27 protein-coding genes, 1 tRNA gene and 1 other RNA gene are annotated in these 26992 nt (G+C 62.9%); 19 read left to right on the top strand and 10 right to left on the bottom strand.

Annotation, left to right across the window (positions count from 1 at the left end):
• The first annotated feature begins 13 nt into the window (after window positions 1–13).
• From dmmA to MVC20_RS01410, 3 genes are read left to right on the top strand one after another with little or no spacing between them, the layout of a single operon-like run.
• Entirely contained in the window at window positions 14–622 is a 609-nt protein-coding gene (gene dmmA / locus MVC20_RS01420; RefSeq protein ID WP_297537741.1) for a dimethylamine monooxygenase subunit DmmA, read from the top strand.
• Entirely contained in the window at window positions 619–1605 is a 987-nt protein-coding gene (locus MVC20_RS01415) for a PDR/VanB family oxidoreductase (RefSeq protein WP_297537739.1), read from the top strand. The genes dmmA and MVC20_RS01415 overlap by 4 nt, the downstream gene beginning before the upstream one ends.
• Window positions 1606–1618: 13 nt before the next feature.
• On the top strand, window positions 1619–2686 hold the full coding sequence (locus MVC20_RS01410) for a DUF3445 domain-containing protein (RefSeq protein WP_297537737.1): 1068 nt from the start codon (window positions 1619–1621) through the stop codon (window positions 2684–2686).
• A 160-nt stretch (window positions 2687–2846) separates the two neighbouring features.
• Here the strand turns inward: MVC20_RS01410 and MVC20_RS01405 are convergent, their stop codons facing one another.
• On the bottom strand, window positions 2847–3494 hold the full coding sequence (locus MVC20_RS01405; protein WP_297537735.1) for a helix-turn-helix domain-containing protein: 648 nt from the start codon (window positions 3492–3494) through the stop codon (window positions 2847–2849).
• A 146-nt stretch (window positions 3495–3640) separates the two neighbouring features.
• Here MVC20_RS01405 and MVC20_RS01400 point away from each other — a divergent pair, with 146 nt between their 5' ends.
• On the top strand, window positions 3641–4639 hold the full coding sequence (locus MVC20_RS01400) for a helix-turn-helix domain-containing protein (protein ID WP_297537733.1): 999 nt from the start codon (window positions 3641–3643) through the stop codon (window positions 4637–4639).
• A 40-nt stretch (window positions 4640–4679) separates the two neighbouring features.
• Here the strand turns inward: MVC20_RS01400 and MVC20_RS01395 are convergent, their stop codons facing one another.
• Window positions 4680–5018, bottom strand: a complete 339-nt coding sequence (locus MVC20_RS01395; RefSeq protein ID WP_297537731.1) for a TfoX/Sxy family protein — start codon at window positions 5016–5018, stop codon at window positions 4680–4682.
• A gap of 19 nt (window positions 5019–5037) precedes the next feature.
• A tRNA-Ile gene (locus MVC20_RS01390) sits at window positions 5038–5114 on the bottom strand.
• Between the two features lie 112 nt (window positions 5115–5226).
• On the opposite strand from MVC20_RS01390, the gene purM reads away from it, so the two are divergent.
• The 3 genes from purM (at window position 5227) to rnd (ending at window position 8114) form a co-directional block, all read left to right on the top strand.
• Window positions 5227–6273, top strand: a complete 1047-nt coding sequence (gene purM, locus MVC20_RS01385) for a phosphoribosylformylglycinamidine cyclo-ligase (protein WP_297537729.1) — start codon at window positions 5227–5229, stop codon at window positions 6271–6273.
• Window positions 6270–6863: a phosphoribosylglycinamide formyltransferase gene (gene purN, locus MVC20_RS01380; protein WP_297537727.1), complete on the top strand. Its 594-nt coding sequence runs from the start codon at window positions 6270–6272 to the stop codon at window positions 6861–6863. Before purM ends, purN begins: the two co-directional genes overlap by 4 nt.
• 90 nt (window positions 6864–6953) lie before the next feature.
• Window positions 6954–8114, top strand: a complete 1161-nt coding sequence (gene rnd / locus MVC20_RS01375) for a ribonuclease D (RefSeq protein ID WP_297537725.1) — start codon at window positions 6954–6956, stop codon at window positions 8112–8114.
• A 21-nt stretch (window positions 8115–8135) separates the two neighbouring features.
• Here the strand turns inward: rnd and MVC20_RS01370 are convergent, their stop codons facing one another.
• Complete coding sequence (locus tag MVC20_RS01370) at window positions 8136–8654, bottom strand: hypothetical protein (protein ID WP_297537723.1); 519 nt, start codon at window positions 8652–8654, stop codon at window positions 8136–8138.
• A 125-nt stretch (window positions 8655–8779) separates the two neighbouring features.
• Between MVC20_RS01370 and MVC20_RS01365 the strand changes: the two genes are divergently transcribed.
• Window positions 8780–9190, top strand: a complete 411-nt coding sequence (locus MVC20_RS01365; protein WP_297537721.1) for a SufE family protein — start codon at window positions 8780–8782, stop codon at window positions 9188–9190.
• Between the two features lie 63 nt (window positions 9191–9253).
• Here the strand turns inward: MVC20_RS01365 and MVC20_RS01360 are convergent, their stop codons facing one another.
• From MVC20_RS01360 to MVC20_RS01350, 3 genes are all read right to left on the bottom strand, one after another.
• Window positions 9254–9895 carry a DUF1638 domain-containing protein gene (locus MVC20_RS01360; protein ID WP_297537718.1) on the bottom strand — a complete coding sequence of 214 codons (642 nt, stop codon included), beginning with the start codon at window positions 9893–9895 and terminating at the stop codon, window positions 9254–9256.
• Window positions 9896–9958: 63 nt separating this feature from the next.
• Entirely contained in the window at window positions 9959–10663 is a 705-nt protein-coding gene (locus tag MVC20_RS01355; RefSeq protein ID WP_297537716.1) for a corrinoid protein, read from the bottom strand.
• 239 nt (window positions 10664–10902) lie between these two features.
• Window positions 10903–11883, bottom strand: coding sequence for an SGNH/GDSL hydrolase family protein (locus MVC20_RS01350; protein WP_297537714.1), 981 nt, complete (start codon window positions 11881–11883; stop codon window positions 10903–10905).
• Between the two features lie 137 nt (window positions 11884–12020).
• On the opposite strand from MVC20_RS01350, the gene MVC20_RS01345 reads away from it, so the two are divergent.
• Complete coding sequence (locus MVC20_RS01345) at window positions 12021–13109, top strand: PA0069 family radical SAM protein (protein WP_297537713.1); 1089 nt, start codon at window positions 12021–12023, stop codon at window positions 13107–13109.
• Window positions 13110–13134: 25 nt separating this feature from the next.
• Here MVC20_RS01345 and bmt read toward each other — a convergent pair whose 3' ends face one another.
• Both bmt and MVC20_RS01335 read right to left on the bottom strand, forming a co-directional pair.
• Entirely contained in the window at window positions 13135–14145 is a 1011-nt protein-coding gene (bmt, locus tag MVC20_RS01340) for a betaine--homocysteine S-methyltransferase (RefSeq protein WP_297537711.1), read from the bottom strand.
• A 164-nt stretch (window positions 14146–14309) separates the two neighbouring features.
• Window positions 14310–14624 carry a DUF1476 domain-containing protein gene (locus tag MVC20_RS01335; protein ID WP_297537709.1) on the bottom strand — a complete coding sequence of 105 codons (315 nt, stop codon included), beginning with the start codon at window positions 14622–14624 and terminating at the stop codon, window positions 14310–14312.
• Between the two features lie 162 nt (window positions 14625–14786).
• Between MVC20_RS01335 and purC the strand changes: the two genes are divergently transcribed.
• From purC to MVC20_RS01305, 6 genes are all read left to right on the top strand, one after another.
• Window positions 14787–15548 carry a phosphoribosylaminoimidazolesuccinocarboxamide synthase gene (gene purC, locus MVC20_RS01330; RefSeq protein WP_297537708.1) on the top strand — a complete coding sequence of 254 codons (762 nt, stop codon included), beginning with the start codon at window positions 14787–14789 and terminating at the stop codon, window positions 15546–15548.
• Window positions 15549–15559: 11 nt separating this feature from the next.
• Window positions 15560–15799 (top strand): phosphoribosylformylglycinamidine synthase subunit PurS, encoded by a 240-nt coding sequence (gene purS / locus MVC20_RS01325; RefSeq protein WP_297537706.1) that lies wholly within the window; start codon window positions 15560–15562, stop codon window positions 15797–15799.
• Entirely contained in the window at window positions 15799–16467 is a 669-nt protein-coding gene (gene purQ / locus MVC20_RS01320; RefSeq protein WP_297537704.1) for a phosphoribosylformylglycinamidine synthase subunit PurQ, read from the top strand. The genes purS and purQ overlap by 1 nt, the downstream gene beginning before the upstream one ends.
• 45 nt (window positions 16468–16512) lie before the next feature.
• Window positions 16513–18273 (top strand): ATP-binding protein, encoded by a 1761-nt coding sequence (locus MVC20_RS01315; protein ID WP_297537703.1) that lies wholly within the window; start codon window positions 16513–16515, stop codon window positions 18271–18273.
• A 6-nt stretch (window positions 18274–18279) separates the two neighbouring features.
• Window positions 18280–19614: a sigma-54 dependent transcriptional regulator gene (locus MVC20_RS01310; protein WP_297537701.1), complete on the top strand. Its 1335-nt coding sequence runs from the start codon at window positions 18280–18282 to the stop codon at window positions 19612–19614.
• 403 nt (window positions 19615–20017) lie between these two features.
• Window positions 20018–22735 carry a ribonuclease E/G gene (locus tag MVC20_RS01305; RefSeq protein ID WP_297537699.1) on the top strand — a complete coding sequence of 906 codons (2718 nt, stop codon included), beginning with the start codon at window positions 20018–20020 and terminating at the stop codon, window positions 22733–22735.
• Between the two features lie 182 nt (window positions 22736–22917).
• Here MVC20_RS01305 and MVC20_RS01300 read toward each other — a convergent pair whose 3' ends face one another.
• Window positions 22918–23148, bottom strand: coding sequence for a sulfurtransferase TusA family protein (locus MVC20_RS01300; protein WP_297537697.1), 231 nt, complete (start codon window positions 23146–23148; stop codon window positions 22918–22920).
• A gap of 93 nt (window positions 23149–23241) precedes the next feature.
• Between MVC20_RS01300 and MVC20_RS01295 the strand changes: the two genes are divergently transcribed.
• The 4 genes from MVC20_RS01295 to ssrA all read left to right on the top strand — a co-directional run bounded on the left by MVC20_RS01295 (window position 23242) and on the right by ssrA (window position 26969).
• The gene (locus MVC20_RS01295) at window positions 23242–23994 is read left to right on the top strand and encodes a cytochrome c biogenesis protein CcdA (protein ID WP_297538077.1); all 753 of its coding nucleotides are present in this window, start codon (window positions 23242–23244) and stop codon (window positions 23992–23994) included.
• A 54-nt stretch (window positions 23995–24048) separates the two neighbouring features.
• Window positions 24049–25251 carry a hypothetical protein gene (locus MVC20_RS01290; RefSeq protein ID WP_297537695.1) on the top strand — a complete coding sequence of 401 codons (1203 nt, stop codon included), beginning with the start codon at window positions 24049–24051 and terminating at the stop codon, window positions 25249–25251.
• Window positions 25248–26609, top strand: coding sequence for a cytochrome P450 (locus MVC20_RS01285; protein WP_297537693.1), 1362 nt, complete (start codon window positions 25248–25250; stop codon window positions 26607–26609). Before MVC20_RS01290 ends, MVC20_RS01285 begins: the two co-directional genes overlap by 4 nt.
• 7 nt (window positions 26610–26616) lie before the next feature.
• Window positions 26617–26969: a transfer-messenger RNA gene (ssrA, locus tag MVC20_RS01280) on the top strand.
• The last annotated feature ends 23 nt before the right edge of the window (window positions 26970–26992 follow it).

The following is a 26992-nucleotide window of genomic DNA, read 5'->3' as shown; positions in this document are numbered from 1 at the left end:
AGCAGACGCAAAGATGTCGAAATTCCAGTTTCCGGAGAGTATCACCAGCCGCCCGGTCTATGGCACATTGGCCCCGCGACCGGGCAAGGCGCATCTGATGATCGCCGATGCCGAAGGGGCCGAGGCGCTGCTTGACCTGGCGGCGCAGGATGCGGGGCTGATGGCCAAGGCGCATATCCTCTATATCCCCAAGGGGACCGGCGAGACCTATGTGGAGAAGCTGCGCGCGGCGGGTCCGGCGCAGCTCTATATCGGGCCGAGTTATGCGGCATCGGTGCAGCGGCTGCGGCGGGTGCTGTCGGATGCGCATATGGGCTTGCAGGTCTATCTTGCAGGGACCGAAGGGCTGATGGGGCAGGCGATGAACGAGGCGGTGAGCGCGGGCATTCCCCACAGCGCCATCCAGACCGAGCATCGCGGCTCGACCGCGCGGCGGATGCAATGCGTACATTGCAAGGGCATCACAGAGGATGTGACCACCGATCCCTTTGTCTGTTCGCATTGTGGCCTGAACCTATTCGTGCGCGATCACTATTCGCGGCGGCTGGCGGCATTTCAGGGCGTGTGCATTGATGCCGAGGACCCCGGCGAAATCCCCCCTGCAAAGGAGTTGTATTCATGAGCGCCGCCCCCCAGAAGGCCCGTGCCGGGGCTGAAAAGATAGATGTTGTCGTGGCGGCCGTGGTGCCGGTGAACGAATTGGTGACACGGTTCGAATTCCGCCGCCCGGATGGGGCGGAGTTTCCGCCGTTTTCCGCCGGTGCGCATACGGTCGTGGAAATGCACGACGAGGGGCGCACGCGGCTCAACCCCTATTCGTTGATGTCGGATCCCGGTGATCGCTCGCTCTATGCCATTTCGGTGCGCCGCGATGACGAGGGGCGGGGTGGATCGCTCTATATGCATCGTCATGTGAAACCGGGCGATGCGATGACCATCACCTATCCGGTCAACCTCTTTCCGCTCGATCTGCGGGCGCGCAAGCATGTGTTCTTTGCCGGCGGCATCGGGATCACGCCCTTCATGGCGATGATCGCGCAGTTGGAGCAATCGAACGGCAACTGGGAATTGCATTACGCCTGCCGGAGTGCGGCGCTTGGATCCTATGCGGATGAGTTGCGGGGCAAATACCCAAACAAGGCGCATATCTATTATGACGATCAAGAGCAGGCGATTGCGCTCGACGATCTCTTGAGCGGGCAGCCTCTGGGCACGCATGTCTATGTCTGCGGTCCCAAGGGGATGATCGCATGGGTCAAGACCCGTGCCGCAGCGCTAGGCTGGCCGGATGAGGCGGTGCATTCCGAAGAGTTCCTGGCCCCGCAGCCCGGTGCGCCGTTCGAAGTGCGGCTCTGCAAATCCGATCTGGTCATTCAGGTGGGCGAGCATGAGAGCCTGCTGGAAGCCATCGAGCGGGCAGGGGTCGATGCGCCCTTCCTCTGCCGGGGCGGTGCCTGCGGGCAATGCGAGACCGACGTGGTCGAGTTGGACGGCGAGATCGTGCACCGCGATCACTGGCTGGACGAGGCCGAACATGCCAGCGGCAAGAAAATCATGCCCTGCGTCAGCCGCTTTGTCGGCAAGACGCTGGTTCTGGACCGGTAAGGAGCCAAGCGAGATGACCATTCAGTTCAATAACGAAACCTTCCGCGACGACTATTCCTTTCGCAATTCGCCCTGGGCGATCAAGCGGTTCCCGTTCCCGTTCCACGAAGACAGCTACATGTATTCGGTCAACATGGAGCAGCATCGCGGCGGGCCTGCGGGCTCGGTCTATGAAAAGCGGTTCGATGTGGACGAGCATTACCTGTCGGAAATGCGGGACCGCGCGATCGTGCTGGCCGAAGACCCGCTGCGCTGTCAGTCCTTGCCGCATATGACGCTGGCGGGGTGGGATACGCTTGAACTCATCATGACCTGCAAGGCCGAGGATTACCCGGACCTTTTTGAATTGCACCGCGACGGCAACCGCTGGCGGTGGATCAACAAGCCGATGGGGATTGACCAGAGCTTTACCTTTCTTGACGAGACCACGCTGCCCTGTGGCCCGCTGGAGTATATCACGCGGCAGACGCAGGGCGATTTCGCCGTGCTCGATCAGCGCGACGAGATGCTGTGGATGGATGCGGGGATGGTCACGACGCAGGCGGACTGGTCGCTCGACTTCGACATCGGCATGAACTTCTTTGAGTGGCACGCGCCGGTGCCTCTGGCGCATGAGATGGGGATTTTCCAGCGCGCGTTGAAATTCCTGCTCAATGTGCAGCAGGGCGCACCGGCGCGGCGGCTGAACTGGACGATGACGGTCAACCCGCTCTTGGACACCAGCCCCGAGAACTACCACAAATGGGGCGTGCAAAAGACCACGCTGACGCCCGAGAATATCGGCGCGAAACAGCATTTGCGGGTGGAATTGCAGACGTTTTTCCGGCTGCCGCGCTCCAATGCGCTGCTTTTCCCGATCCGCTGCTATCTGATCGCGTTTCAGGATGTGGTGAGTGTGCCGAAATGGGGCCGCCGGTTGCACCGGGTCGTGCGCGATCTGCCCGAGGAACTGGCGACCTACAAAGGGTTCATTCGCAACCGGCCGATGATGATCGACTATCTGAGCCGGTTCGATGATGGTCTGCCCACCAGCCCCGGTGTCTGGCCCGATCTGGAGACGGAACCGCCGTTGCAGAAGTGAAGAGTATCGCTGGGCCGTGCCGCGGCCTGGCGCCTCTGCGCTGCCTTGGCGAGGTCCCGGGTCAGGCCCGGGACGGGGGGGGGCGATGGGCGCGATGCGCCCTGACGCTCCGCGCGCGTCATGGCTTGCGGCGAGGGGAAGCAACCGTTCGCCTCTGGCCTCAGCTCTTTTGCGGATAGCTGATGATCGACAGGTAGCGGATCGGAAAGCGGATCAACTGGTCCGGCCCATGCGGCGCGTCGGCATCGAAAAAGAGCGTGTCACCGGGGGTGAGGTGATAGGTCTCGTTGCCGTGGCGATAGCCGACCTCGCCCTCGAGCATGTAGATCATTTCGATCCCTTCATGCTGAAAGGTCTGGAACGTGTCGGATTCGGAGTTGAGCACAATGAGATAGGGCTCGACCATGACACCGCTGCTGTTCGATCCGATATGGCCGAGGAGATTGTATTGATGGCCCGCGCGGGTGCCGGCGCGCTCGATCTCGACGCCCTGACCGGCCTTGGTATGCACGGCCTCGCGGCGTTCTTCGTATTCCTTGAAGAAGGCCGTGAGCGGCACGGAGAGCGCGCGCGCCAGGGTTTGCAGCGTGGTCAGTGAGGGTGAGGTATTGCCGTTCTCGATCTTGGAGAGCATGCCGATGGACAGATCCGTCATGTTCGACAGTTCGGCCACGGTGATATTCTGTTTCTTGCGATAGGCGCGCACTTCGCGACCGATCGCGACTTCAAGCACTTTCTCGCGTTCTTCGCGCAGCTTGTGAGGGTCCTGAGTCAGTTTGACCAATTTTGCGGCTTCCATGATGCTCATTGTTTTCCTCTCAGCTTTAGGGCGAATGCGTCGAAAAGGCCAGAATGTCTGTTCAGACTTATCGTCTTCACCATATTGCATAAATTTTTCCCAAGTGGAAAATGTTACGTAGAGGCACAGGCAGTTCCGACAAGAGGCCGACCGAGATGACACAGCGCGTGATCCGAATAGGGTTCCTGATCTTTCCGGGATTTCCGATGTCATGCCTGACCTCGGTGATCGAGCCGCTGCGCGCGGCCAACGAGATTTCGGGGCATCGCACCTTCGCCTGGGATCTGGTGGCCGAAGGGGCGGAGCGGGTGATGTCGAGCGCGGGCATCGGGTTTGAACCGGGCCGGCGTCTGTCAGAGACCGACGATTGCGATTACCTGCTGCTCTTGTCGGCCCCCACCAGCCGCTTTGCCGATGCGCGTTCTGCTGCACATTTGCGGCGCGTTGCGCGGCATGGCACGGTTCTGGGCGCGATCAGCGGCGGGGTATTCCCGCTCTTGCGCAGCGGGGCGGTGGCGGATGTCGCGCTGTCGGTGCATTGGTGCTATCAGGCGGCGTTTCTGGCCGAGTTCCCGGGTGTGCCCGCGTCCGATCAGGTGATCGAGATCGACCCGCGCTGCGTGACCGCATCGGGGGCGGCGGCGGCCTTTGATCTGGCGCTGCATATGGTCGAGACAGCACTTGGCGCGGGAATCGCAACCGAGGTCGCCTGTTGGTTCCAGCATCCGATGATGCGCAAGGCTGGCGTGCAGCAAATGGTGCCCGTGCTGGGCGAGGGGGCGCGGGCGACCGATCTGCCACCGATGGTTGCAAAGGCGATTGACCTGATGGCGCGGCATATGTCGGCGCCCTTGTCGATGGCGGAGGTGGCCGAGGAGCTGGGCATCACCCCTCGGCATCTGGAGCGCAGCTTCAAGCGGGCGACAGGGCAGAACCCGACCAATTATTTCCGTGCCATGCGGATGAAGGCAGCGCGGCAGATCGTGATGTATTCCAACGACACCATGGCGCAGATTGCCGAAGCGGTGGGCTATGCCAGTTCCAAGGTGCTGGTGCGGCATTACCGCGATGCATTCGGCATTTCGCCGCGTGAAGATCGGCAGCGGATCAACCTGACGCGGGTCAAGGGCAATCTGCCGGTGCCCTCGGTTTGAGGTCCGGGGCGGTGTCACTTCCGATGAGACGCACTGTGCACTAGCGGCGCAAGCCTGTGCCGATCTGGTTCAGGATGGCCTCGATGGCGGCGTCAGGCGCGTCACCTTCCCCTGCCACCCGCGCCTTGATCGCATCGAACCGGGCGCGGAGGGCTGTTTTCTCTGCCCCTTGGCAATCGTTCCAAGGCCGCCCCTGCAAGCCCATGACAAGGGCATAGTAGCCGATGAAATGCGGGGCGGTGCCGTTGCGCAAGAGCGCCTCATAGGCGGCATCGGCCCCCATGGCGCGCAGGCTGTCGGCGTCATGGATGCCCGCGCGCGCAAAGCCCGCGTCCGAGGCCGGGCCGAGATTGCGGATCGAGGAAACGGGGGCGGGCATGGGCGGCAATCCCTTGATCTGGTAGGCCCGGAGGGACTCGAACCCCCAACCAAAGCGTTATGAGCGCTCTGCTCTAACCAATTGAGCTACAGGCCCCACCTGCGGCAACTGGTAAGCCGGGGACGGGGCGGGGTCAAGGCTTTGAGATTGCGCAGCGGCGGTCAATCGGCTAACGGGTGGCGCATTCTAGCGATGGGGACTTGAGGCCATGACCGAGCGACAGAACGGGATCACCTATGCCGATGCAGGCGTCGACATTGACGCGGGCAATGCGCTTGTGGAGCGGATCAAGCCTGCGGCCAAGCGGACCAACCGTTCGGGCGTCATGTCGGGTCTGGGCGGCTTTGGCGGGCTCTTTGACCTCAAGGCTGCCGGGTTCAGCGATCCGGTGCTGGTGGCGGCGACCGATGGGGTGGGCACCAAGCTGCGCATCGCGATTGACACGGGCCATGTCGATGGCGTGGGGGTCGATCTGGTGGCGATGTGCGTCAATGATCTGATCTGCCAAGGGGCAGAGCCGCTGTTTTTCCTCGACTATTTCGCCACGGGCAAGCTGGAGCTGGAGCAGGCGACGCGGATCATCGAAGGCATCGCGCGGGGCTGTGAAGGATCGGGTTGTGCGCTCATTGGCGGCGAGACAGCGGAAATGCCGGGCATGTATCCCAAGGGCGATTTCGATCTGGCGGGATTCGCCGTGGGGGCCATGGAGCGGGGCACGGAACTGCCTGCGCATGTGGCGGAGGGCGACGTGCTGCTTGGCCTTGCCTCGGACGGGGTGCATTCCAACGGCTATTCCCTCGTGCGGCGGATCGTCGAGATGTCGGGGCTGACGTGGGAGGATGCCTGCCCCTGGGCCGAGGGCAGTCTGGGAGAGGTTCTGCTCACGCCCACGCGGCTCTATGTGCGCCCGGTTCTGGCGGCGCTCGACGTGGGGGGGATTCACGGCCTTGCGCATATCACCGGCGGCGGTTTGACCGAGAACCTGCCGCGTGTGTTGCCCGAGGGGCTGGGCGCGGAGATTGACCTTGGCGCGTGGGAGTTGCCGGGCGTGTTCCGCTGGCTCGCCGAGACCGGCAACATGGCTGAGCCGGAATTGCTCAAGACCTTCAATTCCGGCATCGGCATGATCGCGGTGGTCGCGGCGGACGAGGCCGAAGCGGTGAGCGCGGCCCTCAGCGAGGCCGGTGAAACGGTTTGCCGCCTGGGACAGGTGGTGGCGGGCAAGGGCGTGGCCTATCGGGGCCGTCTTTTGTGAGCAAGCGGGTCGCGATCTTTCTCTCGGGGGGCGGCTCGAACATGCGCGCCCTGGTCGAGAGTATGCGCGCCGATCATCCGGCGCGCCCGGCGCTGGTACTGTCGAACCGGGCAGACGCGGGGGGCATCGCCTGGGCTGCCGAGCGCGGGATTGCCACAGAGGTGGTGGATCACCGCCCCCACGGGGCCAATCGTGCCGCGTTCGAGGCCGAGTTGACCGAGCGTCTGATGCCTTACGGCATCGACATCATTTGTCTGGCCGGGTTCATGCGCGTGCTCACGGCCGGGTTCGTGACGCCATGGCAAGGGCGGATGATCAACATCCACCCCTCGCTCTTGCCGAAGTACCGCGGCCTGCACACCCATGCGCGTGCGTTGGAGGCGGGCGAGCAGGAGGCGGGCTGTACCGTGCATGAGGTCACGGCCGAGCTGGATGAGGGGCCCGTTCTGGGGCAGGCGCGGGTGCCGGTCCTGACCGGCGATACGCCGGACAGCCTTGCGGCGCGGGTGCTGGCGCAGGAGCATATCCTCTATCCCATGGTGCTGCGGCGCTTTGCCGAGGGCAATCGCGCGCCGCTCTATCTGCCCTGAGCGCGGCGGTTGCATTTCCGCCGTTCTTCACTATAGCTTGGGCTGGGGGATAGAACCGGGCACCTGAGACAAGAGCAAAGATCACCCCTTATGAAAACCATCACCACGACTGACGATCTGGCGGCCTTTTGCGCAATGGTGCGCAAACATTCCTATGTGACCCTCGACACCGAGTTTTTGCGCGAACGCACCTATTATTCCAAGCTCTGTCTCTTGCAGATGGCCGTGCCGGGCGGTGACGAGGACAGTGCCGTTCTGGTCGATCCGATCGAGGGCGCAGAGATGTCGATGGAGCCGCTATACGAGCTGTTCCGGGATACGTCGGTGGTCAAGGTGTTTCACGCCGCGCGGCAGGATCTGGAGATTTTTCACGTCGATGCCGGGGTGATTCCCGATCCGCTGTTCGATACGCAGGTGGCGGCCATGGTCTGTGGCTTTGGCGAACAGGTGGGCTATGAGACGCTCGTCAAGCGGATCGCCAAGCAGAGCGTCGACAAAAGCTCTCGGTTCACCGATTGGTCGCGGCGTCCTCTGACCGAGGCGCAAAAGCATTATGCGCTGGCGGATGTGACGCATCTGCGGGTGATCTACGAATATCTGGCCAAGAAGCTGGCAAGTTCCGGGCGCGACAAATGGGTGGCCGAGGAACTCAGTGTGCTGACCGATCCCGCGACCTATCGCACCGATCCGGCCGAGGCGTGGCAGCGGGTCAAGACACGCAACACCTCGCCCAAGTTTCTGGCGATTCTGCGGGAACTGGCGCGGTTTCGCGAAGAATATGCCCAATCCCACGACGTGCCGCGCAGCCGGGTCTACAAGGATGATGCGCTGGTCGAACTGGCCTCGACCAAGCCGGTGACGCCGCAGGATCTTGGGCGCTCGCGGCTTTTGCTGCGCGAGGCGCGCAAGGGGGAGATTGCCGACGGGATTCTGGCGGCGGTCAAGGCGGGGCTGGAGTGCCCGGCGGACCGGATGCCGCGCGCGGACACCCTTGAGGATCGCGCACAGGTCAATCCGGCGCTGGCCGATCTCTTGCGGGTGCTGCTCAAGGCCAAGAGCGAGAGTTACGGCGTTGCGGCCAAGCTCATTGCCAGTGCGAGCGACCTTGACGCGCTGGCGGCGGGCGGGCGCGATCTTCCGGCACTGCGCGGCTGGCGGTTTGACGTCTTTGGGGCCGACGCGCTGCGGCTTTGCAAGGGCGAGGTGGCGCTGGCGGTCAAGGGCAGCGGCGTGGAGATCGTGGACCTCTGAGGCGAGGCTGTGACCGCGCCCTTAGCGGCGGCTGATCTGCTCGTTGCGGGCACCGATCACGCGGATCTCATCCGAGCGCTCAAGCACCTGGTTTGAGACAAACACCGCAGCCAGCACGGTGCGCGCGCGCTCTGGACCCTGGGGTTGGTCCTCGGGCTGAATGGCCATCAGGCGATAATCCAGCCGGCCGTTCACGGGTTTGTCGTCTGTCTCGGAAACCAGTCGCACGTCGAAGGCCCCCTGTTGCAGGGTCACGCCCTCGACCCGGATGATGGCGCCGTCGCTGGTGCGTTCGATCACCATGCGCGTGACCTGATCCACGGGTGTGCCCTCATAGACCTTGTCGCGGCGGCGACGAAAGATCGTGTCCTCACGCTCGGGGATAAGGGGATTGGTATTGGCGGGCGCGGGTTCGGCGGGGCGGCGGCGCGGGGTGCTGCGCCCGAACCAATTGCGCGGATTGGCACGCGACCGGCGATACCCGCCACAGCCCGCCAGAACCGACATTGCCACCAATGATAGAAAGACCCGCCGTTGCATGCCATCCGCCCCTGTCATCTTTTCCTTCCGACTATCCTATCGCGTCCGGCTTGAAAAGGTGCAAGCGGGGTCTGGACCTTTTTCCGACCCGGCCCTAGGTCTGAGGCAGAGTGAAGGAGAGTGTCATGGCTGCTGCCGCCTTTGAAGAGATTGTCGATGATTTCGAGTTTCTGGAGGATTGGGAAGATCGCTATCGTTACGTGATCGACCGGGGCCGGGCGATGGACCCTCTGGATGACGCGCTGAAGGTGCCCACGACCAAGGTCGAGGGCTGTGCAAGCCAGGTCTGGCTGCATCCACGGATCGAGGCGGGTGTCTTCAGCTTTGACGGCGATAGCGATGCGATGATCGTGCGGGGCCTGATCGCGGTGCTGCGCGCGCTTTATAACGGCGTGCCCGTGGCGGAGGTGGGGCGCGTGGATGCCCCTGCGGAATTGGCGCGGCTGGGGCTGGATGCCCATCTGTCGGCACAACGCTCGAACGGGGTGCGGGCGATGATTGAACGGATCAGGCTGGTGGCGGCGGAGGCCGCGTAAGACAGCAGCATGGGGGCGCTGCCCCCACACCCCCGAGGCACTTCTGGCAGGATAATTTTTAAATCAAGACCTTGCGGCTTGTTTCTCAAGTGATGCCTTAAGATCGCCATAGCCCGTGAAGCGGTATTCATAGGCGAGACCAAGGCGCGCGGCACAGTCCTCTGCCTTGGCGCGCAGGGCCGGATCATCGGTTTGCGCCTGATAGACCAGCTTGGTGTAATTGCCAAAGATCATGTCCCGCAGCTGCGGGTGGCGGTCGAGCCCCATGGGTTTCCAGACAAAGGCATCGAACTGCCGCACGAGGAAATCGGTGAGGTAGAAGGCACTGATTTCATCCTCATGGGCGGCAAAGCGGTCGAGACCTTCGTAAAAGGCATAGCAATGCGGGCCTGCCACCATGTCCACGCCCAGTTCGGCGCATTTTGCCTGGAGCAAGCCGCCGGTGCCGCAATCGGCATAGACCACGAAAATACGGTCATAATCCTGGCGATGGGCGAGGACGGATTTTTCCACCTCTTCGGTGATCTGGTCGGGGTAGAGATGGAGCTTGGCGGGGAGACATTGCAGATCCATGTGATCCCAGCCGTTCAGGCGTTTGAGCGCAAGAATCTCATGCGCCAAGGCCCCGCAGGCAATGAGCAGAAGGCGGCCTTGCCCCTCGGCCTCAAGCCCCTGGTCGGTCAGGTGATCGTCGCTCGGATCCATGGCGGTCCTCTCAAATGCAAACGGCCCGCGCAGGGGCGGGCCGTTTCGGAGCGTGTCGGTTGCTCAGCCTGCGGCCAGCCGATTGTGCTTGCGCGCCATGAAATCCTTGGCGGTTTCCACGGCCACGGCGGCATCGCGGCAATAGGCATCGGCACCGATGGCCTTGCCGAATTCCTCGTTGAGCGGTGCGCCGCCCACGAGGACGATATAATCATCGCGCTTGCCCTGTTCCACCAGCGTGTCGATCACGACCTTCATGTAGGGCATCGTGGTGGTCAGCAGCGCGGACATACCGAGGATGTCGGGCTGTTCGGCTTCCAGCGCTTCGAGATATTTCTCGACGGCGTTGTTGATGCCGAGATCGACGACTTCAAAGCCGGCGCCTTCCATCATCATGCCGACGAGGTTCTTGCCGATGTCGTGAATGTCGCCCTTGACGGTGCCGATCACCATCTTGCCCACGCGCGGTGCGCCGGTTTCGGCCAGAAGCGGCTTGAGGATGGCCATGCCGCCCTTCATGGCGTTGGCCGCCAGCAGAACTTCGGGAACAAAGAGGATGCCGTCGCGGAAATCCTTGCCGACGATGGTCATGCCACCGACCAGCGCCTCGGTCAGGATGCGGTAGGGTTCCCAGCCGCGCTCGAGCAGGATGTGAACGCTCTCTTCGATCTCTTCCTTGAGGCCGTCATAGAGGTCGTCGAACATCTGTTGGACAAGCTCGTCATCGTCGAGGTCGGCGAGGATGATGTCGTCGTCTTGGTCGGACATTGCGGGAATCCTTGAGTTCTCTGCGCGCGCGCATCTGGGTTGACTGGTTGCAGCTTTCGTCAATTTGCGGCGCGGCCACTTTCCGAATTGCGACGCTGCCCGCGCCGCAACCGACCTATAGCTTGGAATCGCGCGGGATGTGACTGAATTATCGGCATGATGATATTCGAAATTCCGCAACACAGCGGGCTTTCGCCCCGGCTGGGCACCCCAGAGTGCTGACCGCCGGGGCGGGAGAGTCAGGCGCGGCGACGCATAAGAACAATTCCCCCGAGCGCCGTCAGCAGCAACAATCCCCCCGCCGGAAGCGGGACAACAGCGGCGCGGACTTCTTCGGCGATCAGCGCGTGGACGCGGTCGGTGGGATGGATGCTGTCGTGAAAGACAAACCCCTGATCGGTGGCACAGTCGGTGGCAGGCACCAGCGTCAGGATGCAGGCATCGGTAGTATTGGTAAACTGCAGGGCATCCGCATCGGCGAGGATGTCCTCGAACAAGGCAAACGTATCAAGAAACTGCACGTTGCCGAGTGGCGTCAGGGTGCTGAGCCCGGACCTGAGTGCGTCATTGAAGCCCTGAGTGGCCGCTGTCGCGCCGGCGATGGCGGTTCCGGCTGGTGCGGCACCGATACTGGCCAGAAATGCATCCAGCGACGTCACCTCGGGGATGCGGCCCAGATTCGGCAGACCAAAGACAAGGACATCGGTCAGTCCGCGCGAGAAAAGATCACCCACTCCGGTGACGATCTCGGTCACCGCTGCCGAGATGACCGCGCCAATGCTGGCCGGGTTGGCCAGACCGGCGCGCAGGTCGTTGCCACCGAACCACACAGTCGCCAGGGGGTTGGGCCCGAGGCTTGGGGCAGTCAGGCCGAACAGGTCGCGCTGTGCTGCAAAATCGGGAATGGCATCTGTATTGTCATCCATGTCTCCCCCGACAGGCTCCGGGTTTGCCACGGCCCTCGCCCCGCCAAAGGCGAAATTGGTCCCTGAGGCGAAATTCGCCCCCAGTTGGCTAGCCCATGTGTTGCCATTGGTGAACTGACCGTTGGGATAGAGCGTGGGATCGGGCACCGTGCCGCCAGTGATGGCGAAAATATTGCCAGGATCACTCAGGCTGTCGCCAAAAACAACAAGATCGGAAAATGGCCCGATGGGGGCGGCAGAGCCGAGCGTTGGCAGCAATGCTGTCACCCCGGCCAAAAGAATATTACGAATCATGATCCCTCCCAGACATGAAATTTCGATACGGTCGAGGTGAACATGGCTATCAGATGCAGAGCAAATCAATTTCCCGTTTGAGCATCAGGCCGTAGCGTCACTTGCGCGCGTTCATGAAATGTTCCATTCTTCGCGCCATGACCCATGATCCGACTCTGCCACATGATCTGCGTCCTCGGGCGCGCGGCGCGGCCAGCAATGCCGCCGGCCGGTTCGAGGTGTTTGCCGTACGCTATGAGGCAGATGGCTGGGGGCCCGTGAAGGAGGAAGAGCGACTGCTGCGCACGCAGGTCACGACAGAGCGCCCGCGCCGGATGATCACCTATAACCGCTCGCCCGATCTTCCGTTCGACCGCTCGATCAATCCGTATCGCGGCTGTGAGCATGGCTGCATCTATTGTTTTGCGCGGCCGAGCCATGCCTATCTGGGCCTGTCGCCGGGGCTTGATTTCGAAACACGACTGATCGCGCGGCCCGAGGCCCCAGCACGTCTAGAGGCGGAATTGCGAGCGCGCAGCTACCAGGTGGCGCCGATTGCGATCGGCACGAATACCGACCCCTATCAACCGATCGAGGCGGAGTTCGGCATTACCCGTGGCTGTCTCGAGGTCTTGCAGCGGTTCCGTCATCCGGTGGCGGTTGTGACCAAGGGGGCGCTGATCGAGCGGGATATTGATATTCTGGGCGAAATGGCCGCGCACGGGCTGGCGCGGGTCGGGATTTCGGTGACCACGCTCGACGAGGTCCTGGCGCGGCGGCTGGAGCCGCGCGCGCCCACACCGGCACGACGGCTGGAGATCATCCGGCGGTTGGCGGCGGCGGGCATTCCCGTGCGCCTGATGGTGTCGCCGGTCATTCCGGGGCTGACCGACCCGGAGATCGAGGCGATTCTGGCGGCAGGGCGTGAGGCCGGGGCAGGGGCCGCAAGCTGGATCATGCTGCGTCTGCCGCGTGAGGTGTCACCGCTCTTTCAGGAGTGGTTGGCGGCGCAGTATCCCGACCGGGCGAACAAGGTGATGACCCGGCTGCGAGAGATGCATGGCGGGCAGGAGTATAGCGCCGAGTGGCACAAGCGGATGCGGGGCGAGGGGGTGCATGCGCGGATGATCGCGCGCCGGTTCGATCTTGCGGCGCGGCGGCTGGGGTTTGATCAGGCGCAAGGGCCGTTGCGCACCGATCTCTTTGAGGTGCCGCTTGCGCGGGGGGATCAGTTGGCGTTGTTTTGAGCGGCAGGGTTGGTTGGCACCCACCCTACGCGCGGCGGCGGCGGGGGCGGCGAGGGGCCGCGCTATCGTCGCCGGTGCCATCCCCGCCCGAGGAGAAACCGCCGAGCGCGTCGGTGATCTGGTCCAGCGTGGGGCGGGGGCCGCGCGGGCGGCTTTCGAGCGCCGCGCGCATTTTCGACAGGTGTTCGGGCATCGTGCCACAGCAACCGCCGATGATGGTGGCGCCTGCATCGCGCGCGAGCACGGCATATTCCGCCATAAGGTCTGGCGTGCCGTCATAATGGATATGGCCGTCATGGTATTTCGGGATGCCGGCATTGCCCTTGGCAATGATGGGGCGCTCGGATCCCTGGGCCACGAAACCGAGAATGGTGCGCAGAAGGTCCGACGCCCCAACGCCACAATTGGCGCCATAGGCGAGCGGCGGATTGCCCAGCTTTTCGACCATAGCGGCCATGTCGGAAGAGGTGACGCCCATCATGGTGCGCCCGGCGGTGTCAAAGCTCATGGTGCCGCACCACGGCATGTCGGCCAGCTTGAACGCTTCGGCGGCGGCCTTGTATTCCTCGGGGGCGGAGATGGTTTCGAGCCAGAGCACGTCGGCCCCGCCTTCCTTGAGGCCCTCGGCCTGTTCGTGAAAGATCTCGACCGCCAGTTCATGGGTGAGCGCGCCCATCGGCGCCATGATCTCGCCCGTCGGGCCGACAGAACCAGCCACGATCACGGGGCGGTCATAGCGGTCGGCCACGTCGCGGCCAATCTCGGCGGAAATGCGCGAAAGTTCCCGCGCGCGCCCCTGAGCGCCATGCAGTTTCAGGCGCGCCGCATTGCCACCAAAGGAATTGGTCAGGAACAGGTCGCTGCCCGCATCCACGGCCTCGGTATAGAGGCGCTTGATCCGGTCGGGATGCTGATCGTTCCACATTTCGGGGGCATCGCCCGATTGCAGGCCCATGTTGAAGAGATTGGTGCCGGTGGCCCCATCGGCGAGAATCCAGTCGCGGGTGGCGAGCATCTTGGTGAGGGCGTTTGTCATCTGGGCTGTCCCGTAATTCGTGAGCACGCAGATGTGCCATCAAATCGGGCATGCGCGCAAATGCATTTAATTCATGTAAATGGTGAGGCGCGTTTGTATTGGCTCACCATGAGAAAGGGCGCGCCGTTTCGTGGCGCGCCCCTGCTATCGTCGCCTGTGACGACTCAGGCCTCTTTCGCGAGTTGGCCTTTGGCGATCTTCAAGAGCTCGTCCATCTTGGAGCGGATGGTGTCGACATCGGCGATGTCGCCCAGATCGCCCGCGACCTTGCGCACCACGTCTTCATGGCCTGCTTCTTCGAAATCGGCCTTGACCACTTCGAGGGCGTAGGCATTGGCGTCGTCGCCGGTCTTGCCCAGAAGTTCCGCAGCCCAGAGGCCCAGGAGTTTGTTGCGACGGGCCACGGCGCGAAAGGCCATTTCCTCGTCATGGGCGAATTTGTTTTCGAATGCGCTTTCGCGATCGTCAAAGGTGGTCATTGGGCCGGTCCCCTTGCATGCGTTGCCGTTGTCCCCGATATGCAATCTGGCACGCAAAAGGGCAAGGGGCCAACGCCATCTTGCGACGTGTTGGCCCATGCACTATGAGAGCGCATCGGCATGAGGGGACTCACGCCCCCCACCCTCAACGATGGAGTTCCCATGGCGCGGCGCAAGAAAATCTATGAAGGCAAGGCCAAGACCCTCTATGAAGGGCCGGAGCCGGGCACGATCATCCAGTATTTCAAGGATGACGCTACCGCCTTTAACGCCGAGAAGAAGGCCGTCATCGAGGGCAAGGGCGTGCTCAACAACATGCTCTCGGAATATTTCATGGTCGGTCTGACCAACATCGGAGTGCCCACGCATTTCATCAAGCGGCTCAACATGCGCGAGCAACTGGTGCGGGCGGTCGAGATCATCCCGCTCGAAGTGATCGTGCGCAATTATGCCGCGGGCACCATGGCCAAGCGTCTGGGCATCGACGAGGGCACGCAATTGCCGCGCCCGATCGTGGAATATTGCCTCAAGGATGACAAGCTGGGCGATCCGCTGGTCACGGAAGAGCATATCGCCGCCTTTGGCTGGGCCAGCCAGCAGGATATGGACGACATCCTCAGCCTTGCGCTGCGCGTCAATGATTTCCTTGCAGGCGTCATGTATGGCGTGGGCATCAAGCTGATTGATTTCAAGATCGAGATCGGTCGCGTCTATGATGGCGATTTCCAGCGGTTGATCGTGGCCGATGAAATCAGCCCCGACAGTTGCCGTCTGTGGGATATCGCCACCGGTCGCAAGCTCGACAAGGATGTGTTCCGCCGCGATCTGGGCAGCCTGACGGATGCCTATACCGAGGTCGCCACCCGTCTGGGTGTCATGCCCAAGGGCAGCACGCCGATGGCGCGGCCCAAACTGATCAACTGAAGAGGTATCCCATGAAAGCGCGCGTGCATGTCATGCTGAAATCCGGCGTTCTCGACCCCCAGGGCGAGGCGGTGCGCCATGCCCTCGGCTCGATGGGGTTCGATGGGGTCGAAGCGGTGCGGCAGGGCAAGGTGATCGAGCTTGATCTGGCCGAGACCGACGCGGACAAGGCCAAGGCGACCGTGACCGAGATGTGCGAAAAGCTGCTCGCGAACACCGTTATCGAGAGCTATTCGGTGGAGTTGGCCTGATGCATGCCGCCGTCATCGTCTTTCCTGGATCGAATTGTGACCGCGATCTGGCGGTGGCCTTTGAGCGCGCGGGCGCGCGGGTGTCGATGGTCTGGCACAAGAATACGGACCTGCCGCAAGGTGTCGATGTGGTCGGCGTGCCGGGCGGGTTTTCCTATGGCGATTACCTGCGTTGCGGGGCGATTGCCGCCAATTCGCCGATTTGCCGGTCGGTCATCGCCCATGCGGACAAGGGCGGCTATGTGCTGGGCGTGTGCAACGGGTTTCAGATCCTGACCGAGACAGGCATCCTGCCGGGCGCCCTGTTGCGGAATGCCGGGCTGAAATATGTTTGCAAGCCTGTTGGCCTGAAGGTTGCGACCTCGGACAGCGCCTTTACCCAAGGCTACGCGGCGGGCAGCACGATCACCGTGCCGATTGCCCATCACGATGGCAATTACTATGCCGATGCCGCCACGCTGGAGCGGTTGGCCGCCGAAGATCGGATTGCGTTCACCTATACCGAGAACCCCAACGGGTCGGCGCGCGACATCGCGGGTATCCTGTCCGAGAATCGCCGCGTTCTGGGGATGATGCCGCATCCCGAGCGCATGGCAGAGCCGTTGCAGGGGGGCACCGATGGGGCCGCGCTCTTCACCGGCGTGATGGGAGCGCTGGAGCGCGCCTGAACGCTTGCGCTTGAGAAGCGGCGGCGCGCGGCATAATCTGAACGCATGAGCAAAGCCGCCTCTTCGACTGCACGTCATCGTATGCGCACCATTTCCTGGCGCGCGCGCGCGGTGCTTTTTGCGCTCTTCGCGGTGGCGGTGGCGGTGGTGCTGACCACCAACCGGCTGTTGACGGATCGCTTTACCGAGAACACGCGCAACCGTGCGGAGCTGCGTCTGGTGCTTTATTCCGGCAACCTGCTGTCGGAGTTGCGCCAGAATGCGATTGTGCCGCAGCTATTGGCGCGGGACCCGGCGCTGATCGCGGCGCTGAATACGCAGGACTATGCGCAATCCACGCAACGCCTGATTTCGTTTCTTGAGGAAATCGGCGCGGCCAGCCTGACCCTGCTCGACAGGGACGGGCGCGCGGTGGCGGCAACCGACCGGTTGCGACTGGGAGAGAGCCACAAGGCGGCCGCCTATTTCGTGGATGCGATGCGCTCGCGCGATACGATTTTCCATGTTTTGCGTCAGGAAACCGGGCAATTCAACTTTTACTACTCGCGTCGGATCGAGACCCAGAATGGCACATTGGGCGTGATCGTGGTCGAGGTGGATCTGCGCAAATACGAGCGCGCCTGGGCAGGGATTTCCGATGCCGTGATGGTGACGGATACCGAGGGGCGGATCATTCTGGCGACCGAGCCGCGCTGGCGTGGGTTGACAGAGGCCGAGGCGCTGCGCCGCGAACCGGTCAACAGCGCCATTCAGCGCGCCATTCAGGCGACCTCGGATTGGACGGCGCTGCCGGCGGATGCCTATGTGCGCGGCGAGGCGGTGATGCGGGTCGAGGGGCGGGTGGCCTTTCGCGGCTGGCGGATCGCCGGATTCACCACCTACACCGCGGTGCGCGACAAGGTGAACGGCTATCTCGCGCTCGAGATCATGGGATTCGCGATTCTCCTCGCGCTCGCGTTCTACTTTCTGAACCGCAAGGCGGCGCTGCGGATGGCGCTGTTTCAGCGGGAATCGGCAGAGCTTCGCGCATTGAATGCCCGCCTACAGCGGGAAATCGCCGAGCGCAGGCGGGCGCAAGAGAACCTTGCACAGGCCGAACAGACCATCCAGCAAAGCTCGAAACTGGCGGTGCTGGGTGAGATGTCGGCGGCGGTCAGCCACGAGTTGAACCAACCTCTTGCCGCGATGAAAACCTATCTGGCGGGGGCGCGGCTCTTGCTGTCGCGCAACCGGCCCGACGAGGCGCTCTCGGCCTTTCAGCGGATTGACGATCTGATCGAGCGGATGGGGGCGATCACCAAGCAGCTCAAGTCCTACGCGCGACAGTCGGGAACGCAGTTTTCCCCTGTAAACATGGCGGATGCCGTGGCCTCGGCGCTCTCGATGATGGAGCCGCAGTTGCGCCAGCGCAAGATCACCATCACCCGCACCCTGCCGGATCAGCCGGTCATAATCATGGGCGACCGGGTGCGGGTGGAGCAGGTGATCATCAACCTCTTGCGCAACGCCATCGATGCCACGAACGCGGTGCCTGATGCCACCATCGACATTCTGCTCGCGGCGGGGGAAACGGCGGTGTTGACGGTGCGTGACAACGGCGAGGGGATCGGTGATTTCAAGAATCTGTTCGAGCCCTTTTACACCACCAAGCAGCCCGGCGATGGGGTCGGGCTTGGGCTTGCTATTTCCTCGGGGATCGTCAACGACCTTGGCGGACGTCTTGTGGCGCGCAATGCGCCCGACGGAGGGGCTGTATTCGAGATGCAGCTTCCCATATTGGCCGATGAGACCCGAGCAGCGGAGTGATGTGAAATGCCAGCAGCTATGAAAATCGCCATCGTCGATGATGAAAAGGACATGCGCCAGTCCATCAGCCAGTGGCTCGCGCTGTCCGGCTATGACACCGAGGCCTTTGCCTCGGCGGAAGAGGCGCTGAAATCGCTGGGGCCGGATTATCCGGGGATCGTCGTGACCGACGTGCGGATGCCCGGAATGGACGGGATGCAGTTTCTCAAGAAGCTGATGGGGTCCGACAGTTCGCTGCCGGTGATCATGATCACCGGACATGGCGATGTGCCGATGGCGGTTGAGGCGATGCGCATCGGTGCGTTCGATTTTCTGGAAAAGCCCTTTAACCCGGACCGCATGACGGAACTGGCCAAGAAGGCCACCAATGCCCGCCGCATGACGCTGGACGCGCGCGCGCTGCGCAAGGATCTGTCGGACGGTGGCCAGTTGATGAAAAAGCTGATCGGCACCAGCGGCGCGATGGAGCGTCTGCGTGAGGATATTCTGGATCTGGGGCAGGCGGATGGCCATGTGCTGATCGAAGGCGAGACCGGCACGGGCAAGACGCTGGTGGCGCATGCGCTGCATGCGGTGGGCGCGCGCGCGGGGCGCAAGTTTGTCTCGGTGGCCTGTGCCGCGTTTGACGATGAGGGGCTGATCAAGCGCCTCTTTGGTCCGGTGCAGCCCGAGGATGCACGGCTTCCGGCCTTTGAAGAGGCGCGCGGTGGCACCCTGGTGCTGGAGGATATCGAGGCGTTGAGCGAGGCGGGGCAGGCCAAGCTGCTGACCCATATCAACGCGGAAGGCACCCCACCCGAAACGCGCGTCGTCGCCATTTCGAACATGCAGGACGAGGGGCATACCTGCGAGGACGCGTTGCGGCCCGATCTCTTTTACCGGCTGGCGAGCCTGCGGATCACCGTGCCGCCGCTGCGGCAGCGGGGCGAGGATATTCTGACGCTGTTCACGCGTTTTGCCGAGCAATTCGCCGAAGATTACGGCTGTGACGCGCCGCAGGTCAGTGCGCAGGAGGCCACGCAGCTCTTGCAGGCACCCTGGCCCGGCAACGTGCGCCAGCTCTTCAACGTGGCCGAGCGTGCGGTGTTGCAGGCGCGGCGCGGGTCGGGGACGATCACTTCGCTGCTGATGTCGGATCATCAGGACATGCAGCCGGTGATGACCACCGAGGGCAAGCCGCTCAAGGAATATGTCGAAGCCTTCGAACGCATGCTGATCGACAACACGATGCGCCGCCACAAGGGCAGTATCGCGGCTGTGATGGACGAACTTTGCCTGCCGCGCCGCACTTTGAATGAAAAAATGGCCAAGTATAATCTGCAACGGTCCGACTATCTTTGAGGCCGGTCGGCGCTGCTTTTCATTTTGTCCATTGTCATTGGCGTGTGGGTCGCTTTACTGTGACACTATGGTGACGGGCGTAATCCGCCCCGCCGCCACGAGAGATTCGCTGTTTCAGTCCTCCGTACGGATCAGTCCGACATGATTGAGCAGACCGATTGGGCCCCGTTCACGGGACCACATACAAGCCTGACCCCTTGCAAACGGTGGACAGGCCCTGAATTGGCACCGCAAGGGGCCGGAGAAGAAGAACCGCGATGAAGCGCGCGAGACATCACTTTGTCAGTGCAGGGGCCGAGACCGGCACCCATTGCTGCGCGCCCGCCATCGCCCTTATCAGACATCTGCCGCAACGCGCCGCCCCACCGGGGCAGGCAGCCGCGCCGCGATGCAAACGGAAAACATGGCTACGAAAATGCTCATTGATGCCACCCACTCCGAGGAAACTCGGGTCGTGGTGGTCGACGGAAACAAGGTCGAGGAATTCGATTTTGAGTCTGAAAACAAGCGCCAGCTAGCTGGCAATATCTATCTGGCCAAGGTGACGCGGGTTGAACCCTCGCTCCAGGCGGCCTTTGTCGATTACGGCGGAAACCGGCACGGATTTCTGGCGTTCTCTGAAATTCATCCCGATTACTATCAGATCCCGGTTGCCGACCGTGAGGCCCTGATGGCCGAGGAAGAGGCGCTGGCCAACGCGCAGAACGACGACGACGACGATCGTCCGCGTCGCAGCGGGGGTGGCAATGGCGGCGGTGAGATCCGCAGCGGTCGCTCTCGGTCGCGGTCGCGGTCGCGCTCGCGTGCCGAAAAGACGCAATCTGACGACGCGGTGACCACCTCGGAAATCTCTGGGATGGAGACCATTGATCTCGAGGAAGACGCGGCAACGCCCGCCGACGTGCCCGAGGCAACATCGCCGATGGAGCGTGTGGCGGAAACCCCGGTCGAAGAGCCGGAGGATACCGGCGCAGAAAATGCCGTCGATGACGAGCCCGAGGCTGATACCCGCGATCATGCCGCCCAGGACGACGAGATCGAATCCGTTGCCGAAGAAGATGACAGCGAGGATATTCGCCCGGTGCGCAAGCCGCGTGCGCGGCGCTACAAGATCCAGGAAGTGATCAAGGTGCGCCAGATCATGCTGGTGCAGGTCGTCAAGGAAGAGCGCGGCAACAAGGGTGCGGCGCTGACCACCTATCTCAGCCTTGCGGGTCGCTACTGTGTGCTTATGCCCAACACCGCGCGTGGGGGCGGCATCAGCCGCAAGATCACCAATGCCGTGGACCGCAAGAAGCTCAAGGAAATTGCCACAGAGATCGACGTGCCGCGCGGCGCGGGCCTGATCGTGCGCACCGCCGGGGCGAAACGCACCAAGGCCGAGATCAAGCGCGATTACGAATACTTGCAGCGTTTGTGGGAGCAGATCCGCGAATTGACCCTGCGCTCGATGGCGCCGGCGAAAATCTATGAAGAGGGCGATCTGATCAAACGCTCGATCCGCGACCTCTACAATCGCGACATCGACGAGGTTCTGGTCGAGGGTGAGCGCGGCTATCGTATCGCCAAGGACTTCATGAAGATGATCATGCCGTCCCATGCCAAGAACGTGAAGCATTACGTCGATCAACAGCCGCTCTTTGCGCGGTTCCAGGTCGAAAGCTATCTCTCGGGCATGTTCAATCCCACGGTGCAGCTCAAATCCGGCGGCTATATCGTGATCGGCGTGACCGAGGCGCTGGTCGCCATCGACGTCAACTCTGGCCGCGCCACCAAGGAAGGCTCGATCGAGGAAACCGCGCTCAAGACCAACCTTGAGGCCGCAGAAGAAGTGGCGCGCCAGTTGCGCTTGCGCGACCTTGCCGGTCTGATCGTGATCGACTTTATCGACATGGACGAGCGGCGCAACAATGCGGCGGTGGAAAAGCGGCTCAAGGACAAGCTCAAGACCGACCGCGCGCGGATTCAGGTGGGCCGGATTTCAGGCTTTGGCCTGTTGGAAATGTCGCGCCAGCGTCTGCGTCCGGGCATGATCGAGGCCACGACCCAGCCGTGTCAGGCCTGCCATGGCACCGGCCTTATCCGCTCGGATGACAGCCTGGCCCTGTCGATCCTGCGCCAGATCGAGGAAGAGGGCGTGCGCCGCCGCTCGCGTGAGGTATTGGTGAAATGCCCGGTGGGCATCGCCAACTATCTGATGAACCAGAAGCGCGACCATGTCGCGCAGATCGAGGGGCGCTATGGCCTGTCGGTGCGGATCGAAGGCGATCCGCGTCTGGTCAGCCCCGATTTCACGATGGAGAAATTCAAGACCGCGACCCGCAATGTGCCCGAAGTGCCTATGGCGCAGTTCGTGTCGGGCACGTCGGCATTGATGGATGACATCGACGACGAGGTCGAGGACGAGATCGAAGAGGAGGCCGAAGCCGACACAGGCGAGGAGGCCAAGAGCACGCCGGGCACGGGCGGTGAGGGGGGCGACAAGCCCAAGAAGAGCCGCCGCCGCCGCAGCCGTCGCCGCAAGCCCAAGAACGGCAACGGGGCGGAGCGCAATGGCGAGGGGTCCGATGAGGGCCGCGAGGAAGAGGAAGTCGGTGGCGCCGAGGCGGCAGAGCAGCCCGCAGAGGGGGCGGTCGCCGAGGCCGTGACCGCGCCCGAGACCGAGGCCGCATCCGAGGTGTCCGCAGAGGCGGCGGAAGAGCCTGTCTCGGAGGAGAAGCCCAAGCCCAAGCGCACCCGCGCGCCGCGCAAGAAGAAGGAGCCTGCGGCGACAGAGGAAGCGACCTCTGACGAGGACGCCAAGCCCGAAGCGGCAGAAAAGCCCAAGCGCACCCGGACCCCGCGCAAGAAAAAAGCGCCTGAAGCCGTGGCTGCCGAGGAATCCAGCGTGCCGGTCGAGCCAGAGGCTGCAACCGCGGTGATTGAGGCGGAACCGGTTGCAGAGGTGGCACCGGAACCCGTTGCCGAGGCCGTAGTGGAACCCGCGGCAGAGGTGACACCGGAGCCCGTGGCAGAGACCGAAGCCCCGGAAGCCGCGCCCGAGCCAGAGCCTGTGTCCGAAGCCCCGGCACCGCAGGAAGAACCCAAGCCGAAACGCCGTGGCTGGTGGTCGCTGGGCTGAGCGCAGAAGAAACGGACGTCAAGGATGCCGCGCCCTCGGGTGCGGCATTTTTCTTTGTGCGGGGGGCATGCATGTCGTGTCTGATCGGTTTTGCATCGCTCCGGCGTTTGGGCCGTGGCCGCGATGCCAAGCTGCCCCGGGTAAATCCCGGAACTTGTGTTTTGCATGGGTCGCAGGACGCCTTAGCGCGTCTTGCGGATCAGGTAGGTCTGGACGCCATCCGCATCGGTCGCGGAAATGAGATCATGGCCGGATTCGGCGCAGAAATGCGGTACGTCGATCACGGCCGCCGGATCATCCGCCTGCATCGTTATCACCGCGCCAATCGTCATTGATTTCAAGCGCTTGCGCAGCTTGAGCACAGGCAGGGGGCACAGGAGGCCGCAGGCGTCTAGGGTCTCATCAGGGGTCATGAAATGTGAGATAGCGGGCTTGTTACAGCCTGTCCACAGGGATGTGACCGATTGTCGGGTGACGCGGACAACGCGGCGGGCTATGTCTGGCGCATGTTCGGAATCGAAATCATAGATGCGGCGCTGTTGCCCGCCATGTTCGTGGCCCTGGCCGCAGGGATCATATCCTTTCTCAGTCCCTGCGTGCTGCCCATCGTGCCGCCCTATCTGGCCTATATGAGCGGTGTCAGCCTGAGTGATCTTTCGGAAAGCGGGCAGAGCCGGGCGCGTGCCGTCGTGCCTGCGCTCTTTTTCGTGCTGGGTCTGTCCACAGTCTTTATCTTTCTTGGGTTCACGGCCTCGGCGATTGGCACGGTATTCCTGCAATACCAGAGCTATTTCAATACGATAGCGGGCGTTCTGGTGATGGTTTTCGGCGCGCATTTCGTTGGGGTCTATCGTATCAAGTTCCTTGATCGCGAGGCGCGGATTGATGCGGGCGACCGGGGGGGATCATCCCTTGGCGCCTATATCCTCGGGCTGGCCTTTGCCTTTGGCTGGACGCCCTGCATCGGACCGCAACTGGGTGCGATCCTGTCTCTGGCGGCATCGGAAGGGTCGGTTGCGCGGGGAACGACGCTCTTGGCGATTTATGCCATCGGGCTGGGCGTGCCCTTCCTGCTGGTGGCGGCGTTCCTGCCGCGTCTGCAAGGGCTGATGGGCTGGATGAAACGCCATATGGAGCAGATCGAGCGGGTGATGGGGCTGTTGCTCTGGACCATCGGCCTCTTGATGCTGACGGGTGGCTTCTCTGCGTTTTCCTTCTGGCTGCTGGAAACCTTCCCCGCCCTTGCGGTGCTTGGATAACGCCTTACGCTTGCCAGATTTTCACGCTAGGCTCTGTTCAACGCGAGGTTGGACATGAGCAGCGAGCCCAAAGTGCGCCGCAGGCGCGTGTTTTATATTCCAGGGTATGACCCGATCCCGCCGCGCCGCTACCGCGAGCTCTATCGCAAGGAAAGCGCGGCGCAAGCGACAATTTCAGGCTATGAAGTCAAGGTATTGCAAGCCAAAGCTCAGGCGCATTTTGGCTGGAATGTCTCCGCGCGGCTTGAGGGGGCAGAGGTCGAGAGCGCGTTCGAAGTGCTGGTCTGGTCCGATATCGTCAAGGGCAGCATGGATCAGGGGATTTGGGCCACCTATGCACAACTGATCCGCACGGCGACGATTTATATCGGCACCGGCGCGCTCTTTCGGTTGATGCGATTGCGCAAGGGGCCGGTGATCGCGGCGCTCTACCCGGTGGGGTTCTTGCTGGTGCAGCTTGGGATAGCTCTCTTGGCGGCATGGGGATTGGGGCGCGTTCTGGCCCTATGGCAGCCGTGGGCAGCCTGGGGTGGCCTGTTGGTCGTGCCCTTCATCCTCGAATGGTTCCGGCGATTGGATGGCCGGTTCTTTGCCTATTACCTGATGCATGATTATGCCTATTCGGCGCGCTATCTGGGGGCCAACCCGCCTGAGTTGGAGGCGCGGATGGCAGAGTTTACCGCCGAGATTGCGCAGGCCATGCGGGGGGATTGCGACGAGGTGCTGGTGGTCGGTCATTCCTCGGGGGCGCATCTGGGGGTTTCGATTCTGGCGGATCTGATCCGGGGCGGGCAGGTGCCGGACCGTGGCCCGGTGTTGTCGTTCCTGAGCCTTGGGCAGGTGGTGCCGATGGTATCCTTTCTGCCGCGCGCGCACCGCTTGCGGGCGGACCTGGCCTATCTGAGTGCGCGGGACGAGGTGACTTGGGTCGATGTCACCGCCCCCGGCGATGGCTGCGCCTTTGCGCTTTGTGATCCGGTGGCCGTGTCGGGCGTGGCACCGCAGGACAAGCGTTGGCCGCTGGTGATCTCGGCGGCGTTTACCCAGACGTTGAGCCCGGAGCGCTGGCGCGCCCTGCGCTGGCGGTTCTTCCGGCTGCATTTCCAGTATCTCTGCGCCTTTGATCGGCCCAAGGATTACGATTATTTCCGCATCACGGCGGGGCCGCTGACGCTGGCGGATCGGTTCCGTGGCCGCGTCCCGTCGAAAAGCCGGATCGAGCGCGCCACGTCGGGCTATACGAGCCTTGCGCCATGATGCCACCCAAACCGCCCGCGCGCCCGGATACTGTATCGCTCTGGCGCTATCTGCGGCTGTTTCGGGCCGATATTCTGTCGGCGCAACCGGCGCGGCTCTACCGTGCGTGGATGGCCGAGTTTCGCACGCCGTTCTTTCGCTCTTACCTGTGCAACGACACGGGGCTGGTTGATCTGGTGCTGCGCGCGCGGCCCGATGACTTCCCGAAATCCACCCGTGTGTCCGAAGGGTTGCGGCCTCTGCTTGGGCAATCGGTCTTTGTCACCAATGGCGCGACATGGAGGCGGCAGAGGCGCATCATTGATCCCGCGTTCGAGGGCGGGCGACTGCGCGATACCTTTGCGGCGATGGTGACGGCGGGGCAGGGTGCGGTGGCGCGACTGGCCCCGTTGGCCGATGGCGAAGCGCGTGAAATCGAGTTTCACACCAGCCACGTCGCCGCCGATGTGATCTTTCGCACGCTTTTTTCACTGCCGATCGAGGATGCAACGGCGGCGCAGGTGTTTGACGCCTTCAAGGCGCATCAACGCACGCAGCCGGTGCTGAACCTTGCCGCGTTCATTCCCTTGCCGCGCTGGTTCCCGCGGTTTCACCGGCGTCAGACACGGGCGACGGCGCGGACCATCCGAGCGCTGATCACCGGCCTGACCGCGCGGCGACAGGCCGAGATTGCGGCGGGGACCGCGCCCGATGATCTGGCGACCAAGATCATGACCACCGCCGATCCCGAAACCGGCGCGCGGTTCGAGACCGAGGAAATGGTCGATCAGGTCGCGATCTTCTTTCTGGCCGGGCATGAAACGAGTGCGTCTGCGCTGGCCTGGGCGCTCTACCTGCTGGCGCTTTACCCGGAGTGGCAGGACAAGGTCGCCGCAGAGGCCGAGGCAGTCTTTGGCGCCCGCGCGCCGGAATTTGGCGATATGGCGCAGTTGCGCATCACCCGCGACGTGTTCCGCGAGACGCTGCGCCTCTATCCGCCGGTGCCGATGATGGTGCGCGAGACGGCTTGTCCCGAGCGGTTCCGCGACCGCGAGATTGCCCCCGGCGCGCAGGTGGTGATCAGCCCCTGGCATTTGCACCGGCACGAGCGGCTCTGGGACAATCCCGACGGGTTCGATCCGGCGCGTTATGGCACCGAGAATGGCAAGACCTGTCTGCGCGAGGCGTTCATCCCGTTCTCTGCCGGTCAGCGGGTCTGCACCGGGGCGGGGTTTGCGATGATCGAGGGGCCGCTCTTGCTTGCGATGCTGGTGCGGGCCTATCGCCTGAGCCCGGTCGAGGGGCGCCCGCCCATGCCGGTGGCGCATCTGACGGTGCGCGGGCGCGATGGCATCTGGCTGAAACTTTTGCCGCGCTGATCCGACACCCCTTTGCAAGCAGCATCAGAGCGCCTATGTATGGGTCGTCCGCGCAAGCGGACTATGGACATAAACGCGCTCGTAATAAGCGGATCGGACCCGGGGGCGGTACCCGGCGACTCCACCAATCATCCTTCGTTTGGGGATCATGGGGTCGAAACAGGATCGACGAACGTCTAAAGGGGTTATGCTTTGTCCCGGTGAGGTACCACCGTTATCGGTCCGAAACGTACAGTTGCAAACGACAACCGTGCTCCGGTGGCCGTTGCTGCGTAAGCAGTAACCAAACCGAAACTTAAGTCCTTGCGCTTAGCCGCGTAAGGCGGGGTTCGCAGGCACCTGGCAACAGAAGCCTGCACTTTCACACCAGCCTTGACAGAGTT

The organism is Roseovarius sp. (assembly GCF_027019125.1).
GTDB lineage: Bacteria > Pseudomonadota > Alphaproteobacteria > Rhodobacterales > Rhodobacteraceae > Roseovarius.
This window is presented reverse-complemented; position numbering and strand designations above follow the sequence as displayed.

Excerpts from the sequence above, each read along its gene's own strand:
- MVC20_RS01345 (WP_297537713.1), top strand. The coding sequence starts at position 12,021 with ATGACCCATGATCCGACTCTGCCACATGATCTGCGTCCTCGGGCGCGC.
- dmmA (WP_297537741.1), top strand. The coding sequence starts at position 14 with ATGTCGAAATTCCAGTTTCCGGAGAGTATCACCAGCCGCCCGGTCTAT.
- MVC20_RS01285 (WP_297537693.1), top strand. The coding sequence starts at position 25,248 with ATGATGCCACCCAAACCGCCCGCGCGCCCGGATACTGTATCGCTCTGG.
- MVC20_RS01300 (WP_297537697.1), bottom strand. The coding sequence starts at position 23,148 with ATGACCCCTGATGAGACCCTAGACGCCTGCGGCCTCCTGTGCCCCCTG.
- MVC20_RS01400 (WP_297537733.1), top strand. The coding sequence starts at position 3,641 with ATGACACAGCGCGTGATCCGAATAGGGTTCCTGATCTTTCCGGGATTT.
- MVC20_RS01370 (WP_297537723.1), bottom strand. The coding sequence starts at position 8,654 with ATGCAACGGCGGGTCTTTCTATCATTGGTGGCAATGTCGGTTCTGGCG.
- MVC20_RS01410 (WP_297537737.1), top strand. The coding sequence starts at position 1,619 with ATGACCATTCAGTTCAATAACGAAACCTTCCGCGACGACTATTCCTTT.
- MVC20_RS01360 (WP_297537718.1), bottom strand. The coding sequence starts at position 9,895 with ATGGATCCGAGCGACGATCACCTGACCGACCAGGGGCTTGAGGCCGAG.
- purQ (WP_297537704.1), top strand. The coding sequence starts at position 15,799 with ATGCATGCCGCCGTCATCGTCTTTCCTGGATCGAATTGTGACCGCGAT.
- MVC20_RS01365 (WP_297537721.1), top strand. The coding sequence starts at position 8,780 with ATGGCTGCTGCCGCCTTTGAAGAGATTGTCGATGATTTCGAGTTTCTG.
- MVC20_RS01415 (WP_297537739.1), top strand. The coding sequence starts at position 619 with ATGAGCGCCGCCCCCCAGAAGGCCCGTGCCGGGGCTGAAAAGATAGAT.
- MVC20_RS01295 (WP_297538077.1), top strand. The coding sequence starts at position 23,242 with ATGTTCGGAATCGAAATCATAGATGCGGCGCTGTTGCCCGCCATGTTC.
- purC (WP_297537708.1), top strand. The coding sequence starts at position 14,787 with ATGGCGCGGCGCAAGAAAATCTATGAAGGCAAGGCCAAGACCCTCTAT.
- MVC20_RS01355 (WP_297537716.1), bottom strand. The coding sequence starts at position 10,663 with ATGTCCGACCAAGACGACGACATCATCCTCGCCGACCTCGACGATGAC.
- rnd (WP_297537725.1), top strand. The coding sequence starts at position 6,954 with ATGAAAACCATCACCACGACTGACGATCTGGCGGCCTTTTGCGCAATG.
- MVC20_RS01405 (WP_297537735.1), bottom strand. The coding sequence starts at position 3,494 with ATGAGCATCATGGAAGCCGCAAAATTGGTCAAACTGACTCAGGACCCT.
- MVC20_RS01315 (WP_297537703.1), top strand. The coding sequence starts at position 16,513 with ATGAGCAAAGCCGCCTCTTCGACTGCACGTCATCGTATGCGCACCATT.
- MVC20_RS01395 (WP_297537731.1), bottom strand. The coding sequence starts at position 5,018 with ATGCCCGCCCCCGTTTCCTCGATCCGCAATCTCGGCCCGGCCTCGGAC.
- MVC20_RS01310 (WP_297537701.1), top strand. The coding sequence starts at position 18,280 with ATGCCAGCAGCTATGAAAATCGCCATCGTCGATGATGAAAAGGACATG.
- purM (WP_297537729.1), top strand. The coding sequence starts at position 5,227 with ATGACCGAGCGACAGAACGGGATCACCTATGCCGATGCAGGCGTCGAC.
- bmt (WP_297537711.1), bottom strand. The coding sequence starts at position 14,145 with ATGACAAACGCCCTCACCAAGATGCTCGCCACCCGCGACTGGATTCTC.
- MVC20_RS01350 (WP_297537714.1), bottom strand. The coding sequence starts at position 11,883 with ATGATTCGTAATATTCTTTTGGCCGGGGTGACAGCATTGCTGCCAACG.
- purS (WP_297537706.1), top strand. The coding sequence starts at position 15,560 with ATGAAAGCGCGCGTGCATGTCATGCTGAAATCCGGCGTTCTCGACCCC.
- MVC20_RS01290 (WP_297537695.1), top strand. The coding sequence starts at position 24,049 with ATGAGCAGCGAGCCCAAAGTGCGCCGCAGGCGCGTGTTTTATATTCCA.
- MVC20_RS01335 (WP_297537709.1), bottom strand. The coding sequence starts at position 14,624 with ATGACCACCTTTGACGATCGCGAAAGCGCATTCGAAAACAAATTCGCC.
- MVC20_RS01305 (WP_297537699.1), top strand. The coding sequence starts at position 20,018 with ATGGCTACGAAAATGCTCATTGATGCCACCCACTCCGAGGAAACTCGG.